Source organism: Salmonella sp. SAL04157 (assembly GCF_046551635.1).
Classification (GTDB): domain Bacteria; phylum Pseudomonadota; class Gammaproteobacteria; order Enterobacterales; family Enterobacteriaceae; genus Salmonella; species Salmonella enterica.
Map to the genome: position 1 here is coordinate 17,580 of NZ_JBGDVS010000001.1, position 17,133 is coordinate 34,712.

The window sequence follows — 17,133 nt, forward strand, 5'->3', positions numbered from 1 at the left end:
GCCCCGAACGCCACGACGTTCGGGGCAACAAGCGGTGATATTTAAAAGGGATAAACTATGGGAAGAGTCGCGCCTGTCGCCATCGTACTGGCATTTGCTTTGTTTCATCACCAGCCCCGGGGCGCAGAAGCGCCGCCAATGATTACATCCGAAGGATTAGCAACGGACCAGATGCTTCCTTCGTTGGATGGCTCCGCCGCTGAGTTGCCGCTCAGCGCCGCCGCGCCGGGCAACCTGACGCTCAATGACGCGGTCAATCGCGCCGTTAGCTGGCATCCTTCTATTCGCGAAGCCGTCGGCAAACTGCTCGCACAGAATGAACAAATAGAGGTCGCCAAATCGAAATATTATCCGCAAGTCAGCGCTGGTGTGAACAATGGGTACAGCAATACCTACACCGATCACGGGTATAGTCCCTCGCTGGTGCTGTCGGTATCGCAAATGCTTTATGACTTCGGCAAAGTGGCAAGCCAGGTTCGCGCCGAAACCGCAGGCGCAGCACAGCAACAGGCCAATGTGTTGCTCAGTATTGATACCGTCGCGCACGAAACCGCCAACGCCATTGTACAAACGCAGAGCTGGCAGCAAATGGTAGAAGCGGCGGAAGAACAGCTCGTCGCGCTGGACAGCATCGGTAAACTTATCCGGCAGCGCAGCGATGAAGGCGCTACGTCGCTATCTGACGTAGTGCAAACCGAAGCCAGAATCGAATCCGCCCGCTCGCAACTGGCGCAGTATCAGGCCAATCTCGACAGTGCGAAAGCCTCACTGATGAGCTGGCTGGGCTGGAATTCGCTTAACGGCATCAATAATGACTTCCCGGCGAAACTTGCTCGCAGCTGTGAGACGGCAACTCCCGACGATCGACTGGTGCCTGCGGTACTGGCCGCCTGGGCGCAGGCCAACGTTGCGCGGGCGAATCTGGACTATGCCAACGCGCAAATGACGCCGACGATTTCGCTCGAACCTTCCGTTCAACATTATCTTAATGATAAATATCCCAGTCATGAAGTGCTGGATAAAACCCAGTATTCCACCTGGGTGAAAGTTGAGATGCCGCTTTATCAGGGCGGAGGGCTGACTGCCCGACGCAACGCCGCCAGTCATGCGGTAGACGCGGCTCAGTCGACCATTCAGCGCACCCGGCTTGATGTCCGCCAGAAACTGATGGAGGCGCGCAGCCAGGCAATGAGTCTTGCCAGCGCGTTACAAATCCTTCGTCGGCAACAGCAGCTTAGCGAACGCACGCGCGAACTGTATCAGCAGCAATACCTTGACCTCGGTTCCCGCCCGCTACTCGACGTGCTTAATGCGGAGCAGGAAGTTTACCAGGCGCGTTTTGCCGAACTGCAAACGGAAAGCCAGTTGCATCAGTTGCAACTGAACTGTCTGTATAACACCGGCGCGCTTCGTCAGGCGTTCGCGTTAAATCATCGCAGCATTCAATCCGTGGAGATCCAGCCATGACCCGCGCCGCCCCCGATGTAGAAGAGGTACTCAGTGAGCGCGCGCTAAGCCAATGGGCGCAGGCCATCAGCTATGTCGCCGGTCATTATCGCGTTGCCTGTTCTCCCGGTTCAATTCAGGCCAACGCCCCGTGGTTTAGGGGCAAAAGCAGAACGACCGCCTTAACGCAGCTCGCGCGGCAGGCGGGTTTATCCTTTCATGCACCAGACATAGACAAAACGGCATTTAGTCAGTGGCGATTGCCGTTGGTTGTCGAGCTCCGGGACGGGCAGTTATTGGTCATCGAGCATGTTAATGGCGAAGATGCGGCAGACGTTTTTGTGATTGAAGAAGAGGGTCAGCGTAACCGCCTGACGCTCAGCGAGTTATTGCCGGAGATCCTCTATGTTGCCGCGCTACGCCCGCTATCGGCGCTCAAGGATAGCCGCGTCGACCGCTATATCTCCCGCTTTAAACCCGACTGGATGCGCGAGCTGGTTCTGCAGGATATTCGCCCTTATCTACCGGTAATGGTCGCCGCCTTTCTGATTAACGTGCTGTCTCTGGCCGGGATTGTGTTCTCTATGCAGGTTTACGATCGGGTGATCCCCGCTCAGTCATATCCTACCCTGTACGTGCTCTCCTTCGGCGTGCTGGTAGCGGTGCTGTTCGGTTTTCTGCTGCGTGAAGCGCGTACGCACATTATGGACGTGCTCGGTAAACGCGCCGATATGCGCATTTCCGATCGGGTATTCGGTCATGCGTTAAGGCTGCGCAACAGCGCTATCCCCCGTTCCACCGGCAGTTTTATCTCGCAGTTACGCGAACTGGAGCAGATCCGCGAGATGATTACCTCTTCAACGCTGGCGACCATTGTCGATCTGCCTTTCTTTTTCCTGTTTATGGTAGTCCTGGCGATTATTGCCCCACCGCTGGCATGGATAGCGCCCGTGGCGGCTCTGCTGATGATCCTGCCGGGCGTCGCACTGCAAAAAAAACTGGCTGTCCTCGCCAACCAGGCCGCCCACGAAGCGACGCTACGCAATGCAGTCTTGGTCGAAAGCGTTCAGGGGCTGGAAGATATTAAACTGATGCAGGCGGAGAACCGCTTTCTTCAGCAGTGGAATAGCTATATCCGTATTACCGGCGAGTCGGGTCTACGCACCCGCAAACTCACGCAAGGGCTTATTAGTTGGGGGATGTCGGTACAAAGTCTGGTGTATGCCGCAGTGATTATGTTCGGCGCGCCGATGGTCATTGAAGGCAGTATGACTACCGGCGCCGTGGTCGCCGCGTCGATGCTCGGCTCGCGGATGATCGCGCCAATGGCTAACCTGTGCGGCGTGCTGGCGCGCTGGCAGCAGGTGAAAGCGGCGAAGATGGGTCTCGACAACATTATGCAACTGCCCACCGAGACACAGCATGACGATAGCCTGATACACCGCGACATCCTCCACGGGCATTACCTCTTTGAAAACGCTCAGTTTCGTTACCATAACGACGATCAACGCATACCGTTGCGCCTCGTGCGTCTGGAGATCATGCCAGGCGAGCGGATTGCGATACTGGGGCGTAACGGTGCGGGTAAATCCACACTTTTACAGGCGATGGCGGGTGGCCTGGAGATGATTCAGGGAGATGCCCGGCTTGATAATCTCAGCTTGTCGCACATCGATATGGCGGATTTACGCCGCAACATCGGCTTTCTTAGCCAGAACGCGCGGCTTTTCTTCGGCACCCTACGAGAGAACCTGACGCTCGGCGCGCCGCACGCCAACGATGAACAGATTTTTGACGCGCTCGAAGTCAGCGGCGGCGCCGTCTTCGTCAGGCGGCTGGCAAAAGGGTTGGATCATCCCATTATGGAGGGTGGTAACGGCCTGTCCGGTGGGCAGCGTCAGTCCCTGTTGCTGGCGAGAATGCTGCTGCGCTCCCCCAATATTGTGCTACTTGACGAACCCAGCGCCTCGCTGGACGAGCATACGGAGCGAGAGTTTATTCAGCGGTTACATCAGTGGCTTGGCAACCGTACCCTGGTCGTCGCGACGCACCGGGTACCAATACTGGAGCTGGTTGAGCGTGTCATTGTCCTGAAAGAAGGACAACTGGTGATGGATGCGCCAAAAGCGCAGGCGCTTAACGCGGATCGGATGCAAAGTCACCGTCGGGAGTGGAAAAATGAAAATCAGTCAGCATGATGCCGCGATGGACGATTTCGATATTCAGCGTGAACGGGCGTTTTCCGGCGCGGGTCGTATTGTTCTGATCTGCTCACTGTTATTTCTCATTCTCGGCATCTGGGCGTGGTTTGGCCGACTGGATGAGGTTTCCACCGGCAACGGGAAAGTGATCCCCAGTTCACGCGAACAGGTTCTGCAGTCGCTGGATGGCGGCATTCTGGCGCAGTTGACGGTGCGGGAAGGCGACAGAGTTCAGGCTAATCAGATTGTCGCCCGGCTTGATCCGACGCGTCTGGCGTCCAATGTGGGTGAAAGTGCGGCAAAATATCGCGCTTCACTCGCCTCCAGCGCACGGTTAACTGCGGAAGTCAGCGACTTACCTCTCGCCTTCCCCGCTGAGCTGAACGGCTGGCCGGATCTGATTGCCGCAGAGACACGTCTCTATAAAAGCCGCCGCGCGCAGCTGGCCGATACCGAAGCCGAGCTACGGGATGCGCTGGCGTCGGTTAATAAAGAGCTGACCATTACCCAGCGGCTGGAGAAAAGCGGCGCGGCCAGTCATGTTGAAGTGCTACGCCTGCAACGACAAAAAAGCGATTTAGGCTTAAAAATTACCGATCTGCGCTCACAATATTATGTGCAGGCACGCGAAGCGTTATCGAAAGCGAACGCTGAGGTCGATATGCTCTCCGCCATTTTAAAAGGACGCGAGGATTCCGTCACCCGCCTTACCGTGCGTTCGCCGGTACGCGGCATTGTTAAAAATATCCAGGTCACGACGATTGGCGGCGTGATCCCGCCTAACGGCGAGATGATGGAGATAGTGCCGGTAGACGATCGTCTGCTGATTGAAACCCGCCTTTCGCCGCGTGATATCGCCTTTATTCATCCCGGCCAACGCGCATTGGTTAAAATTACCGCTTATGATTACGCCATTTACGGCGGGCTTGACGGCGTGGTGGAGACCATTTCACCAGACACCATTCAGGATAAAGTGAAACCGGAAATTTTCTACTATCGCGTGTTTATCCGCACCCACCAGGACTATCTACAAAATAAATCAGGACGCCGTTTTTCGATTGTTCCAGGCATGATCGCCACGGTGGATATCAAAACCGGTGAAAAAACCATTGTCGACTATTTAATCAAACCGTTTAATCGCGCGAAAGAAGCGCTGCGCGAGCGGTAAATCGTTGAAGATAAGAAGATACGGGGCTGGTCACGCGTGTCACAAGTCTGTTATACTTACCTTACACATTGGGGCTGATTCTGGATTCGACGGGATTTGCGAAACCCAAGGTGCATGCCGAGGGGCGGTTGGCCTCGTAAAAAGCCGCAAAAAAATAGTCGCAAACGACGAAAACTACGCTTTAGCAGCTTAATAACCTGCTTAGAGCCCTCTCTCCCTAGCCTCCGCTCTTAGGACGGGGATCAAGAGAGGTCAAACCCAAAAGAGATCGCGCGGATGCCCTGCCTGGGGTTGAAGCGTTAAAACGAATCAGGCTAGTCTGGTAGTGGCGTGTCCGTCCGCAGGTGCCAGGCGAATGTAAAGACAGACTAAGCATGTAGTACCGAGGATGTAGGAATTTCGGACGCGGGTTCAACTCCCGCCAGCTCCACCAAATAAAACAAGGGGTTACGTGAAAACGTAGCCCCTTTTTCTTTGGTGGTGGCGGCAAAATGGCGACAGCGTGTCGGACTGGCGGCAACAAAAAACCCGCCATTAAAGCGGGTTCTGTTCAGAAACTCATGTGGCCTTGACCACCTTTTCCCGGATGTGGTGGCGCAGAAGAAATTAGATTCGGTTTTATAATGTGCCGTACAAACGTTTCATGAGTAACGAACGTACAGCCACAATTTATATTTTGGCACTGGTTGTAACGTTCTTTTGTCGTAGCTGATACCTGAAAGCTGCTTCTGGTATGTGCTGCATGACCGCACTCTGGACAGTTCATCATTGCTGTTATCCCACCACTTTTGCCGTAATCGCAATAATGATACATCATAATTCAATATTGAGAACCAATTATTCAATTTCAAGATTATCAATCTTTACTTCAAGCTCCATGCTGGTCGTAAATCCATTATCCGGGCTGACAGAATGCGTCAGGGTGGTAATGGTCCATTCTGCATCATCAATCGGCTGCTTAAATCCCGTCACCTTCACCGGCATTTCCGTATAGAGATCAGCCCGCCCCTCAGCGAGCTGCAGGGAAAATGAAGCAACCCCGCGCTGCAGACGTTCCCACTGCATTTTTGCTGCGCGCTCTGCATTGCTCCGGTTGGCGTAGGTACGATTAAGAACCAACACGTTTTCATCCGTTCCCACCAGATAATCACCCTGTTTTGCTTCCTGCTCTTTGGGTGTGGTGGCTTTCTTTCGACGACGCTTAACACTGGTTGTTTCTTTTTTCCTGGGTTCACGCGTATGCAACCAGCTGGCAATAACACCGGTATAGGCACCACGATCAGCAAGGGTGAACCGATGACCGTCACCGGCTTTGCGCGTGATGGTGATAACCGGCAGCGGCTTGCCGCTTGCCGTTCTTCCCTGTCCCTGCCGGATAAACAGCAGGTTCCCGTCTTTAACGGAAGCAATCGCCCCATACTGTCTCGCCAGTTTCATCAGAAAACTTGCATCGCTTTCGTTGGTCTGGTCCATATGATCCAGCGCCTTATCCGTCAGGTCTTTACCCAGCGCCACTTTGAGGTTATGCCGGGCGGCAATTTCCTTTACCACCTTCCCCACCGTTGTCTGATGCCATGATTTTTCGCGCCGTGTATTGAGGGTTTCACGAAAATCTGCGCTACGCGCCCTGATGGTCAGCCGGTCAGGGGCTCCGCTGTGTTCAATTTCATCTACGGTAAAAGCCCCTTTAGGGAAAAGCGGCTGCCCTTTCCAGCCCAGCGCCAGCTGAATCACAGCCCCACGTCGCGGCAGGGCGATCAGCCCGTCGGCGTCGTCCAGCTCCAGATCAAGCTGGTCCGCTTCAAAGCCCCGGTTATCCGTCAGTGTCAGACTCATCAGGCGCGCGTCCATCACCGTCGTCACGTCTTTGCCTTCGATGGTGATACTGAAAGCCGGGCTTTTGCTGTTCAGATTCAGGAGATCAGAATTAACGTTCACTGCAGCAATCCTCCAACCGTGTTTTTAATCCCCCCAATAGCAGATGCTGCGGAGTCCTGCAGGTTGCTGAGCTGGTCACTCAGGCTCCCGAACATGTCAGAGAGCGACTCATCAACCCGTTTGAGGGTGATCGTAAACTCAATGCGCCTGGGCATTCCGCTGGCAAAAAACTCCGTCTTTGTCTGGCTCAGACTCTCAATAACAAACATGCCGTAAATGGTTCCACTACCTTCAATCAAAGGCCATGCCTTGCCCAGTTCAGCCATTTGTTCAAGCGCCAGTAATGACAGTCTGCCGCCGGTCACTTCCGGCAGCAGAACCCCGGACAGTGTCAGTGAATCGTTATCCGGGCCAAGAAACTGCGTTGACGGACGGCGGTTCACCCGACTGTTGGCGGCGTGTCGCCAGCTGCGCTGATACTGCAGTTCCTGATAAGGGACAGTGCGCAGCATAAATACATATAAACCCAGTACCATCATCATGATTCATACCCCCCCTGATCGCTGAAATTGCTGCGTGCTTTTGCCCTGGCCCGGCGCTCCCGTTCGTCAAGCTGGCGTGCCACTTCACGGGCAATATCCTGCGCGTTCTGCCCAGGCTGAGCGACAATATGAATGGGCGCATTTATCTCATAACGAATAACCGGCGGCGGGCTATCTGCCTTAGCAAGCGGGGGCTGGTATGCCCTCGCAGGCAAACTGAACGGATGAAGCGGAGCCGCTTCTGCAGGTGTCGCAGCTACCCCCATCACGCCAGCAACGACAGAGGCCAGTGCAGCAGTACGCCGCCTGCTGGTAACATTTGCCGGTCCGTTCACAATTTCAGGGCCATTTTCTCCGACAATGCCAAACTGCCCGCGTGGAATGATCCCGCCCGTGTCGTACATCCCCGCGTAAGCCGGGAACCCGCCTGGCGGCAGCACCACTTTGCCGTCACTGTTCACTGTGGCGGACTGCGGCTGCGTAACCTGCGCAGGTAGTTTCGCCTTTGCCGCCTCCTTACTGACAATACCGAGCTTTTCCAGCAGCCATGACACACCGGATTTAAGTGACTCAAGTGGGTGCATCACCATATTCAGACCTTCCGCCAGCGCCTCACCAAACCGACGCCCCATTGCAGCTGCGCTGTTCAGTTCTTCGGAAGTGGATTTAACCGGGGTAAGTAAATCATTGAACCAGCCCCACAAGGCCTGCACCCTGTCACCAATCCACTGAAACACGGGTCTGAGCGGCTCAAAGGCGGCGCTGATGGGCGCAGCAGCGGCTCTGAACCCTTCCACCACGCCCCCCAGAAATGCACTAATGGGCTGCCAGTATTTCCAGATAACCAGCGCCACGCCTGCCAGTGCAGCCACAACCAGCCCTACAGGACTGAGCAGCGCACCCAGCAGGCTACCAACAGCAAATAATGCCACGCGCAGCAAAGCCAGCGGACCAGAGATCAACAAACGCAGCACGCTACCTGTACGTGTGGCAGCGGCGGCTGCAGAAGGTAACGCTTTAACTGACAGCATTGACAGGCCAAACCGGATAACCGCCAGCGGCCCTAGTACCGCAGCCACCGCCACTGCCAGCGCCCCCAACCCAACAGTAATGGCTGTCGTAGCTGCCGCCACTTTCATCAGCGTGCCAGCCAGCACGGGATTCTGTTCAACCCAGCGACGCAACGCCCCGGTCACGCGCTTAACCATGCCCATAATATCCATCAGCGGCTGGCGCAACGTTTCCCCCAGGCTGCTGAAAGCGTTCTGCGCGCCCGTCTTAACCAGCAACCACTGCGCAGACAATGAATCCTTGTTAATGTCGGATTCTTTCTGCATAGAGCCATTAGCACCACTACCTGATGTGAGTTTCAGCTGGCGCTGCAGCTCCGGCAGGTTGCTAGCCAGCTTTGCCGCATCATCGCCAAACTCTTTGCCAAAAATCATTGTCATGGCTGACAAGCGTTTATCCTGCGGCAGATTGTTGACCTTCTCCAGAACCCGCTGAATTGTGCCCATGGCATCGGTGGTCATCTGCTTTTCAATCTCCGCCGGATTGAGTTGCAACAGATTCATGCCTTCAAAAAATCGTTTACTTTGCATGGTAGCAATGGACAGTTCACGCACCATGGCATTAGAGGCGCTGGCGGCGATTTCCGGGGCAGCCCCAAGAGAAAGGAATGTTGAACCCAGCGCCGCGGCCTTTCGGAAGTCAAGGCGGTCAGCCACGCCCCCCATACGCTGCAGGACGTTGATAATGTCCCCACCCTTTGACATGGCGTTATCGTCCAAGTAGTTCAGCGCATCGCCCAGTTGTTCAATATTGCGCGTCGGAACTTTATAGAGCTGCGCGATTTTCCCCAGTCCTTCTGCCAGTTCATCTGCGGGCAGCTCAAAGGCCGTTGCCGCTTTTGCCGCCGTGGATGCAAAAGCCAGCAGGTCACGTTTCTGCTCTTCGTAAGGATCGTCCTGATTGGTCACCCCCATGCGAGCACCACCTTCAACCAGCGCGGCATAGTCTATAGCGCCGTTATCCATCGGTAGCTGTTCGCTGGCGGCCTTGATGGCATCCTGCATGTCATAAAACTGTTTTGTGCGGTTGCCATTATCGTCCCGCAGCCCGTTTACCTGCTTTGCCACACCTTTCATGGCATCTTCCATGCTGGCGTAGCTCTTAACTGCCGCCACAACAGGTGCGCCCATTGCCACCCCTGCAGCCGTAGTGGTAGCCCCTGCCCCGGCGATGCGATCCCGCACCTCAAGACGGCGCGAATACTGATCGCGGACGGCGTTCATTCGCGCCTGCTGTTCGCCCAGGCTTTTAAGGGATTTCTGCTGCCGGTCCAGGGCCTGCCGGGTTTCGTCGGCATTCTGCCGCAGCTCCCGCTGCGCACTACTGAGCTTTTTCGTGTCCAGTCCGGCTTCATTGAGCGCAAGACGCTGGCGCTGCACCGACTGACGTAGACCGTTATATTTGCTCTGTAACTCCGTAACGCGGTTTTTTGCCTGCTCAAGCAGCCGTGCCTGCGCCGCCGTCGGGCGGTTGGTGGCAGAGAATTGCGTGGCAAGTTTCGCAGCTTCTTCGCGTGCGGCTTTCAGGCTGTTACCGGTGACTGCTAGCTGCGCGCTGGCCTTGCGGAAACCGTCAATGCGGCCCGCCTGAGCATCTAATTCTTTTAAACGGGCGCGGCTTTGCTGAATGGCTGCAGCCAGCTCTTTTGAGCTGGCCTGCGCGGATCGAAATGGGCGGGTGAGCTTGTCAACCGCATTAAGAATCACCTGCAGACGCAGGTTATTGTCACTCATCGCTGGCCCCGCTTCGCTGAATTGCCTTATACCGCCACGCCAACACCTCAGTCAGCGGCATAACGTCAGTGATGGATGGCGACCAGTGAAAGATGGTGGCGATATCCGCCACAAGATCATCAATCGTCAGGCTGTCGGTAAACCGGCAAGCACCGACTTCTTCAACAAAAAAGTCACCACCTCTACCGACAGCGCGGTGAGATCGGCGGGGTCCAGCTCTGCCATTTCCTGCGCGGTCAGCGTCGGGGTGGAGATTCGTGGGATCACAGTCATCATTGCGCCCACGTCCATATCCATAATGGCCTGCAGACGGGTGCCACGCAGTGCGCCGGACTGAGGCTTGCGCAGCACAATTTCGGTAATTTCAGTTTTACCGCGCATGATGGGGGTATCCAGTTTTACGGTCTTTTCAGTCAGCTTGTCGCTCATGTTCGTTTCCTGTTAATGAAATACTGGCGCGGCTGCCCGCGCCGTTAAGGTTAATCAGAGGCCAAGGGCATTACGGTGTTCTTCCATCAGGTCCACGCCGCCAACGATTTCTACCATGTTGACCAGATCGACCTCATAGAGCACCTCACCATTAATGGTCAGCTTCGCGTAGCTGTTGGTACTGCTGACTTTGGTGCTGCTGCTCTCGCCGGTTTTCCACTCGCCGGAATCCACCTCTTTATGGCGCCCGCGCACAACCAGCTCAACGGCCTGCACTTCGCCGGTATCGTCACGCTGAATGGAACCTGTGAAACGCAGCTGGATGCCGTCAACGGTTGCCTTGCCCATCTGCTTGAATAACAGCAGCTCGGTACCGCCGATTGAAAATTCCGTGTCCAGTGCGCCGTCATCCAGCCCCATGTCCACATCCACTGCGCCCGGCATACCGCCGCCGCGATACTTCTCAAACTTGCGAGTAAATTTCGGCAGGGTCAGAGACTCAACGATCCCCTGCCAGTTGTTCCCGTCGTTGAACAGGTTCAGGTGTTTTAACTTGCGTGGTAAAGCCATGATTCCCCCTTATGCAGCGACACGGCTGGCAAAATCGACCAGGTAACGATCGGTGATGCGCTGGCGCAGCATCAGGTTTTCAAGCGGAGGCACCGGAGTGTAGTCATAATCAATGGTCAGTTTCCCGGCTTTAAGGGTGTCTTTATCGTTAACGGACTCATCCAGCCAGCAGTCACCACCAATCAGGTATCCCTGGTTGACCAGACTGCGCATCTTGGCGCGTAGTCCTTCAATAATGTCGCGGGCCAGCGACGGATTAAGCACGCCATCCACCGCCCACATGTGCGCCTCCGCCATAGTGTCAGCCAGCACCTGCGCCGTGCGGGTGTAGTTCTCAAAGGCAAACAGCGGATCGTCACTGAGACAACGGGAACCCCAGAAGCGGAAGCCGTCTTTGCGGATCAATGTGGTGACGTCATTTTTGTTCAGCAGTCCCGCATCGGTTGCCGGGTCCTGCAGATCCCAGAACACATCAGCGGAAATGCCGGTGACACCGTTCACACCCACATTGGACAGGGTTTTATGCCAGCCAATCTGCTCGTCGATTTTGGCACGCAGGCCGAGCGCACGGGCGGAGGCGTAAGCCGTGGCGTCTGCTTTCAGCACGGTGTCAAAGTTGATGAAGTCAGGCCAGATCAGCATTCCCTCGCGCTGACTGAAATTCTCGCGATAGGCAATAGCTTCCTCCACCGTTTTGCAGCCATTAGCAGCAAGGTAGGCAAACCCGCGCAAGCTTTGCGCCACGCCCAGCAGTCCAGTAGCAACGGCCTGAGTGTCATGTCCCGGCACCCCAAGAATGCGCGGCTTAACACCGAGCTGCGACTGCGCCGACAGTAGCGCTTTCATGCCCGTTTTCTTACCGTCGGGAGTTACGCCGCCGATAATATTGGAGGTGGTTTCCGCTTCGGTTTCGCCCTGCGCCACACGCACAACGACAGTCACGGGTTTTGCCTGATCTGCAATCGCGTCCAGCGAGCGGGCCAGCGTGCCGGACTCCCCCGCTTTACCGCTGGCGGTGAGCACATCAGTCAGCAGGACCGGCTTATTGAGGGGGAACACGGACGCATCAGCATCATCGCCGGTGCAGACCATGCCCACGATGGCAGTGCTCACCGTGGTAATAGGTCGGGTGCCCTCGTTGATTTCAACAACGCGCACCCCGTGGTGGTAATCCTGAGCCATAAGGCAGTCTCTCCGGTTGACAGGGATACCTTATGTTCTGGTTGATACGCACGCGGCGCACGCGATATACGTTGTACAGGAGATGGCACAATGGAAGGGATAAAAAGACCCCGCTAACGCAGGGACGGAGTTACTTTTTCGGATACACAGGCCAGTTAATATTTGGCGCAGCAGTTAAATCCATTCGTCTTAGTTTCGTACGATATTCACGCAGTGCTGAAAGTTCCAGCAGTTCTGTCGCCGTAATATCGCTATCGTCCTGAGCTTCCATAAGCTGATTGATTTTTATCGTGACCGCAGCCATACGCCTGTCGCGATCTGCCGTCGCTAAAGCAACATAATCAGTCTGAACAGGGGCGATAGTGCCGTTGCTGTAGGTGAAATTACCTGGCTGGAAATCATCAGGAATATCAGTATCAGCAAATTCCACAACAGAGCAATTCAGTGGAAATAGCTTTGTCACATCTTTATCTGCAGAAATAATCAGTCCTGTTTTGTCATACTGGATTTTCAGTGTATCGGAGTGGAATAATTTTTGTAATATATACCAGTCAATACCTGCTTCATCATTGATAAACTGGATGCTGCAGTTCTCTGATAATTCCTGCTGAACGGGTGTTAATTCCGTTGTTTTAGTGAAATTTTTAAAATGTTTCATTTTTATGCCCCCACCGTATACCACTGACCATTCACTTTAAGCTGTAACAAGCGTCGTTGGATCCTGTCTGGTGTTTCGTTCGAGTCTCCATTCTCAACACCTGTAATGACGTAACCTAACTGGTCTGCAAATCCGGGCGAACGATATACGTTTCCATGCTCAACGGCACCGAATCGAATTGACTGAACATACCCACTTAGCATGTCAGTTGTAGCAAGGAATACACCAGAACCATCATCATGAAGCATAAATGGCTTTGTTTTGTCGTTCTGGTACACACCGACCATGGTGATGTATTGTCGTAACGGTCTGCCTGCAATATACGCACTCAACCAGCCAGGCCCGCTGCCTGTGCCCCATATATCGCCGTAAACATCGCCGTTTTTGTTGAATATCGCATTTCCGGCCTGCAAATTTTCAGCAGCTGCGATAACACCGAGTCGGGTGCTGATATATGCCCGGATAGCCAGGTCTTCTGAGTTCTGAAATCCGATACCATTCCATGACTTAATGTTCAGATTGTTACCATTAAAACCTGCACCATCAACGTCACCTTTAGCCATCCCACCAGTGCCATCCCCAACCGTAACCAGGGTATCGCCACGCATATTTGGAGCAGAAATACCCCCCGTAAAGGCGCCCCCCTCCAGCATCGCCACTTGACGCCATGAGGTAATACCCGCTCCTGTTCCGTGACCAAACAATACGTTATTGCCACTGACTGCAAGAACATCCACAACAGTGGTCGGACTTACCACCTCGCTAAGGGTAATAATTTGCCAGAAACTTACCTGGTCTGGCGCATCAGGTGCCTGATGTGCGCGCATAAACTGACAGCCTGTAGCCGCTCTGGCACCAATTGATGTTCGGTCAATTGCGTCACTGACAAACGTTCCCGCAAGGAATCGCCCGTCACCTTTTAAAAGTGCGTCTTTTAAACCAAGGTATTGGAGAATCCCTGCATTGTCTTTTCCACTCAGATTCGTCAGCGTGGTATCGAGAGGTTGTTTTCCTGCCAGCGCATTCATCACTGTTGTCGCAAAGTTTGGATCATTCCCCAGCGCAGCAGCCAGTTCATTTAATGTATCCAGCGCCGCTGGCGATGACGCAACCAGTGCTGCTATCGCTGCCTGAACAAATGCCGTATTAGCAATCTGGCTGCTGTTATTTCCTGCCGCTGGCGTTGGCGCTTTGGGTGTCCCGGTAAACGTCGGACTTTCTTTGGGTGCATACTGTGAATGCGGGTCCGGTGCAGCAAGATGCTTTGCCATCAGGTCGTCTACATATACCTTCAGCTCCAGCGCCTTATCATCTACATATTTACGGGTTGCCAGTACTACTGCAGGATCAATTTTCAGGGTGATGTTATCGGTGCTGCTGGTAATCAGTACCATGCGCACGGTCTGCGTACGTCCGCTCCCTTCTGTCAGCTGCGGCTTGTAGCTCTCAGGGCAGTTACCCACGGCGATCAGTGCGCCGGTTTCATCAAACAGGCCGACCTCACGAATCCACCATCCCCCCTCAGTTTCCGGGATCACTTGCTCAGCAATAATCTGGCTGCTGTTCTGCGGGTCGATATACAGCATATTCAGCGCTGCTCGACGCTTCTCAGCAACTAACGCGGTCTGTTGCGCGCTGGGTGTGGGCAGCACACCGCCACCGTCGCCCACCGCCATATGGGTAATTTTCAGCGGGACACCGAGCGCGGCGGCGCTTGCCAGTTTCGCCGCGCCGATCTCCGTCAGCAGGGTATAAAATTTTGCGCTCATGGATTCACTCTCATTGTGTCAATAACATGGACCGCCCCGCCCTCATAAGCGGTGCCGCCGGAAATAATGGTTTCGTTGATATACGGGTAGATCGTGATTTCTTCGCCGGTGTAGGTGGCTGCCCCCACAAAATACGGGCCACCTGTCTGCAGGTTGATGGACATACCAACCAGATGACGGCTGCATGGTTTGGCATCGCTTATCAGGCGCTCAAGCTCCAGATAGGTGTCTTCGGTGATACCATGATCCTGTACGCCAATATCCAGACGGAACGTTCCCGGCGTTTCGCCGGTCTGCCACCACTCAATGATGCGGATCAGGAAGCCGAACGGCTCCACCACGCGCCGCACGGCGCGGGTTGTCCCCTTGTGCTGATGGATATAAAAAGCGTCCTGCACAACGCGGCGCTTGACGCTTTCTGTCCAACTCTCATCCCAGCGGTCAACAGAAAACGCCCAGGCCAGATAAGGCAGGAATCTGATCGGGCAGGTTGCCGGGTTCCACAAATCACGCAGCGATACCTGCAGATCGGAAATCCCGCTGCAGGTCTGCGCCAGTCGGCGCTCAAGCGGCGACGAACCCGGCGGCAACAGACTATTCATCCGTGCCCCCGTTGGTAACGCTCCATTCAGTACAGGATGCCGCCTGCGTCTTATCCAGCACCACATCCTCCAGAGGGGACGTTAGCTCCACACGCTGGACGCCCTCCACGTGCAGCGCGGCATAAATGGCGCTGCGGCGGATATCACGTCCCAGCCTCGTCTGACTGGCGATGTACTTCTGCAGGCTGGCTTTTGCCGCCACCATAACAGGCTCCGCTTCCGGCCCCGGATAAAGAAAAATGGTAGCCTCCACCCGGTACGGTATGATCTCCGCACTACGAACCGTCAGACGGTCAGCCACCGGGCGTACACTCTCACTGTTCAGGGCTTTTTCAACCACATCCAGCAGGTCTTTTACTGCTGTACCGTCACCCTCCCGGCTCAGTACGGTAAGTACCACCTCTGCAGGGGCCGGACTGGTTGCGCTGGCATCTGCCACACGTCCGTCCGCACTTCTGGCGTGAAATTCATAGGCTCCCGTCGGGCCAGCAACGGACAGTCCCTCAAATGCTGCAGGGATGCGCTGGCGCAGCGCATCATCATCTTCCATCACCGCGGCGACCGGCGGTACTGCATCATTATCAGCAGGCACTACCGTCAGACGTTTCACGTTGCAGTTGGCTGCCAGCTGCTCAAGATCATTTCCTATCGAATAGGCCACCATGACCGCCTGCGCAGCCTCGTTAATACGCTGGCGCAGCAGGATTTCGCGGTATGTACTTTCCTGCAGCAGCTTGGTGACGGGTTCAGATTCCAGCGCCAGTGTGCGCCGCACCGCGTCCTGTTCATCCGCCGGATAAAGGAGCACAAAAGCGGCCTTGCGCTCAGCCAGCAGCGTCTCAAAATCCGGCACGTCCACTATCTGCGGCGCAGGCAACTGGGAAAGGTCAATGACTGCCATTGTCTGCTCCTGTTGATACGGAAAGGGAAACCGGCGCGCCGTTGTTGCGCTGCCCGGTAAGCTCAACCACCATGGAGCCATCAAAATTGCTGCTGATGGTGATGGAATCCAGCGTCAGTCGTGGCTCCCAGCGACTCAGGGCCACGTAGACCGCAGACATGATCTGCAGTCTCAGCGCCGGGTTCTGCGGCCGGTCAATCAGGGTCGACAGCAGGGAACCGTATTCCCGGCGGGCAATGCGGCTGCCCTGCGGCGTCAGCAGAATATCCCGCACCGACTGGCGCAGATGGTCGGTATCCGTAATCGCTTTTCCATTGCTCTGACTCATGCCGAGATACAGCGTCATACCGGGCCTCCGGTTGTATCGCCGCCTTTCAGGACGCCAGTATGCTGATGCGCATCAACCACGATCCCGTTAGAACTCATCGCACCGCCGCCCTGGGTAACGCCACCATTGATCACCACTTCGCTGTTAATACGCGTGCGGTCAGCCTCCAGCACAAACTCACTGGTTTTCAGGGTGATATTGTCAGCGGTCTCAATGACCATTGATTTGATGCCCCTGACAAACCAGCGCCCGGTGGCGGGTTCATATTCAAACCAGCCGCCGTCCGGGTATTCCGTCACGTTACCGTCCTCAGAGTCTGAAGGTGGCGGAAACTGGTTTGAGTAGACCGCAGGCAGGGCAAACGCGGTTTCCAGATTGCCGCCAAGGCTGAACAGCACAACCTGCTCACCCACAGACGGTTTCCACCAAGTGCGCGATTTGCCCGCACGCAGTGTCAGCCAGTTAATCCAGTTGGTTTCAAGGTCGCCCGTTTTCACCCGGCAAAGCCAGTTCTCCCGGTCCACTTCGGTAACTACACCTGTGCGGATCAGATTGGTGATAAGGCGCATGATTTCAGTCAGTTGTGCATTCATGAGAGCGATCCTTGCACAACCTGGTAGAGTGATGTAATACAGAGCGTATGTATGGAGAACCA

At 55.2% G+C, this 17,133-nt stretch carries 17 protein-coding genes and 1 other RNA gene; 4 read left to right on the forward strand and 14 right to left on the reverse strand.

What is annotated here, in order from left to right; genetic code table 11:
• Positions 1 to 57: 57 nt before the first annotated feature.
• The 4 genes from ACLJRE_RS00045 (at position 58) to ssrA (ending at position 5,248) form a co-directional block, all read left to right on the forward strand.
• A complete protein-coding gene (locus ACLJRE_RS00045; RefSeq protein ID WP_000533869.1) occupies positions 58 to 1,467 on the forward strand; it encodes a TolC family outer membrane protein in 1,410 nt (469 codons plus the stop codon).
• Positions 1,464 to 3,644 (forward strand): type I secretion system permease/ATPase, encoded by a 2,181-nt coding sequence (locus ACLJRE_RS00050; protein WP_000196150.1) that lies wholly within the window; start codon positions 1,464 to 1,466, stop codon positions 3,642 to 3,644. Before ACLJRE_RS00045 ends, ACLJRE_RS00050 begins: the two co-directional genes overlap by 4 nt.
• Positions 3,645 to 3,651: 7 nt before the next feature.
• The gene (locus tag ACLJRE_RS00055; RefSeq protein WP_072101449.1) at positions 3,652 to 4,815 is read left to right on the forward strand and encodes an HlyD family type I secretion periplasmic adaptor subunit; all 1,164 of its coding nucleotides are present in this window, start codon (positions 3,652 to 3,654) and stop codon (positions 4,813 to 4,815) included.
• A gap of 70 nt (positions 4,816 to 4,885) precedes the next feature.
• Positions 4,886 to 5,248, forward strand: a transfer-messenger RNA (tmRNA) gene (ssrA, locus tag ACLJRE_RS00060).
• Positions 5,249 to 5,365: 117 nt separating this feature from the next.
• On the opposite strand, the gene ACLJRE_RS00065 is transcribed toward ssrA, so the two are convergent.
• The 14 genes from ACLJRE_RS00065 to ACLJRE_RS00130 all read right to left on the reverse strand — a co-directional run bounded on the left by ACLJRE_RS00065 (position 5,366) and on the right by ACLJRE_RS00130 (position 17,071).
• Positions 5,366 to 5,584 carry an ogr/Delta-like zinc finger family protein gene (locus ACLJRE_RS00065; protein WP_000980498.1) on the reverse strand — a complete coding sequence of 73 codons (219 nt, stop codon included), beginning with the start codon at positions 5,582 to 5,584 and terminating at the stop codon, positions 5,366 to 5,368.
• A 68-nt stretch (positions 5,585 to 5,652) separates the two neighbouring features.
• Complete coding sequence (locus tag ACLJRE_RS00070; protein WP_006781078.1) at positions 5,653 to 6,753, reverse strand: phage late control D family protein; 1,101 nt, start codon at positions 6,751 to 6,753, stop codon at positions 5,653 to 5,655.
• Positions 6,750 to 7,235 carry a phage tail protein gene (locus ACLJRE_RS00075; protein ID WP_000980409.1) on the reverse strand — a complete coding sequence of 162 codons (486 nt, stop codon included), beginning with the start codon at positions 7,233 to 7,235 and terminating at the stop codon, positions 6,750 to 6,752. Before ACLJRE_RS00075 ends, ACLJRE_RS00070 begins: the two co-directional genes overlap by 4 nt.
• Positions 7,232 to 10,039: a phage tail tape measure protein gene (locus ACLJRE_RS00080; RefSeq protein WP_410957281.1), complete on the reverse strand. Its 2,808-nt coding sequence runs from the start codon at positions 10,037 to 10,039 to the stop codon at positions 7,232 to 7,234. Before ACLJRE_RS00080 ends, ACLJRE_RS00075 begins: the two co-directional genes overlap by 4 nt.
• A complete protein-coding gene (locus ACLJRE_RS00085) occupies positions 10,032 to 10,151 on the reverse strand; it encodes a GpE family phage tail protein (RefSeq protein ID WP_000763317.1) in 120 nt (39 codons plus the stop codon). The genes ACLJRE_RS00080 and ACLJRE_RS00085 overlap by 8 nt, the downstream gene beginning before the upstream one ends.
• 14 nt (positions 10,152 to 10,165) lie before the next feature.
• Complete coding sequence (locus tag ACLJRE_RS00090; RefSeq protein WP_001280967.1) at positions 10,166 to 10,468, reverse strand: phage tail assembly protein; 303 nt, start codon at positions 10,466 to 10,468, stop codon at positions 10,166 to 10,168.
• A 54-nt stretch (positions 10,469 to 10,522) separates the two neighbouring features.
• Positions 10,523 to 11,038: a phage major tail tube protein gene (locus ACLJRE_RS00095; protein ID WP_001207653.1), complete on the reverse strand. Its 516-nt coding sequence runs from the start codon at positions 11,036 to 11,038 to the stop codon at positions 10,523 to 10,525.
• 9 nt (positions 11,039 to 11,047) lie between these two features.
• On the reverse strand, positions 11,048 to 12,220 hold the full coding sequence (locus ACLJRE_RS00100; RefSeq protein ID WP_006781073.1) for a phage tail sheath protein: 1,173 nt from the start codon (positions 12,218 to 12,220) through the stop codon (positions 11,048 to 11,050).
• Positions 12,221 to 12,350: 130 nt separating this feature from the next.
• The gene (locus ACLJRE_RS00105) at positions 12,351 to 12,878 is read right to left on the reverse strand and encodes a tail fiber assembly protein (RefSeq protein WP_000680167.1); all 528 of its coding nucleotides are present in this window, start codon (positions 12,876 to 12,878) and stop codon (positions 12,351 to 12,353) included.
• A 2-nt stretch (positions 12,879 to 12,880) separates the two neighbouring features.
• Complete coding sequence (locus tag ACLJRE_RS00110) at positions 12,881 to 14,647, reverse strand: phage tail protein (protein WP_023226824.1); 1,767 nt, start codon at positions 14,645 to 14,647, stop codon at positions 12,881 to 12,883.
• Positions 14,644 to 15,249 carry a phage tail protein I gene (locus tag ACLJRE_RS00115; protein WP_001086804.1) on the reverse strand — a complete coding sequence of 202 codons (606 nt, stop codon included), beginning with the start codon at positions 15,247 to 15,249 and terminating at the stop codon, positions 14,644 to 14,646. Before ACLJRE_RS00115 ends, ACLJRE_RS00110 begins: the two co-directional genes overlap by 4 nt.
• A complete protein-coding gene (locus ACLJRE_RS00120) occupies positions 15,242 to 16,150 on the reverse strand; it encodes a baseplate assembly protein (RefSeq protein WP_058657300.1) in 909 nt (302 codons plus the stop codon). Before ACLJRE_RS00120 ends, ACLJRE_RS00115 begins: the two co-directional genes overlap by 8 nt.
• Positions 16,137 to 16,496: a GPW/gp25 family protein gene (locus ACLJRE_RS00125; RefSeq protein ID WP_000177484.1), complete on the reverse strand. Its 360-nt coding sequence runs from the start codon at positions 16,494 to 16,496 to the stop codon at positions 16,137 to 16,139. Before ACLJRE_RS00125 ends, ACLJRE_RS00120 begins: the two co-directional genes overlap by 14 nt.
• A complete protein-coding gene (locus ACLJRE_RS00130) occupies positions 16,493 to 17,071 on the reverse strand; it encodes a phage baseplate assembly protein V (RefSeq protein ID WP_000993756.1) in 579 nt (192 codons plus the stop codon). The genes ACLJRE_RS00125 and ACLJRE_RS00130 overlap by 4 nt, the downstream gene beginning before the upstream one ends.
• Positions 17,072 to 17,133 lie beyond the last annotated feature (62 nt).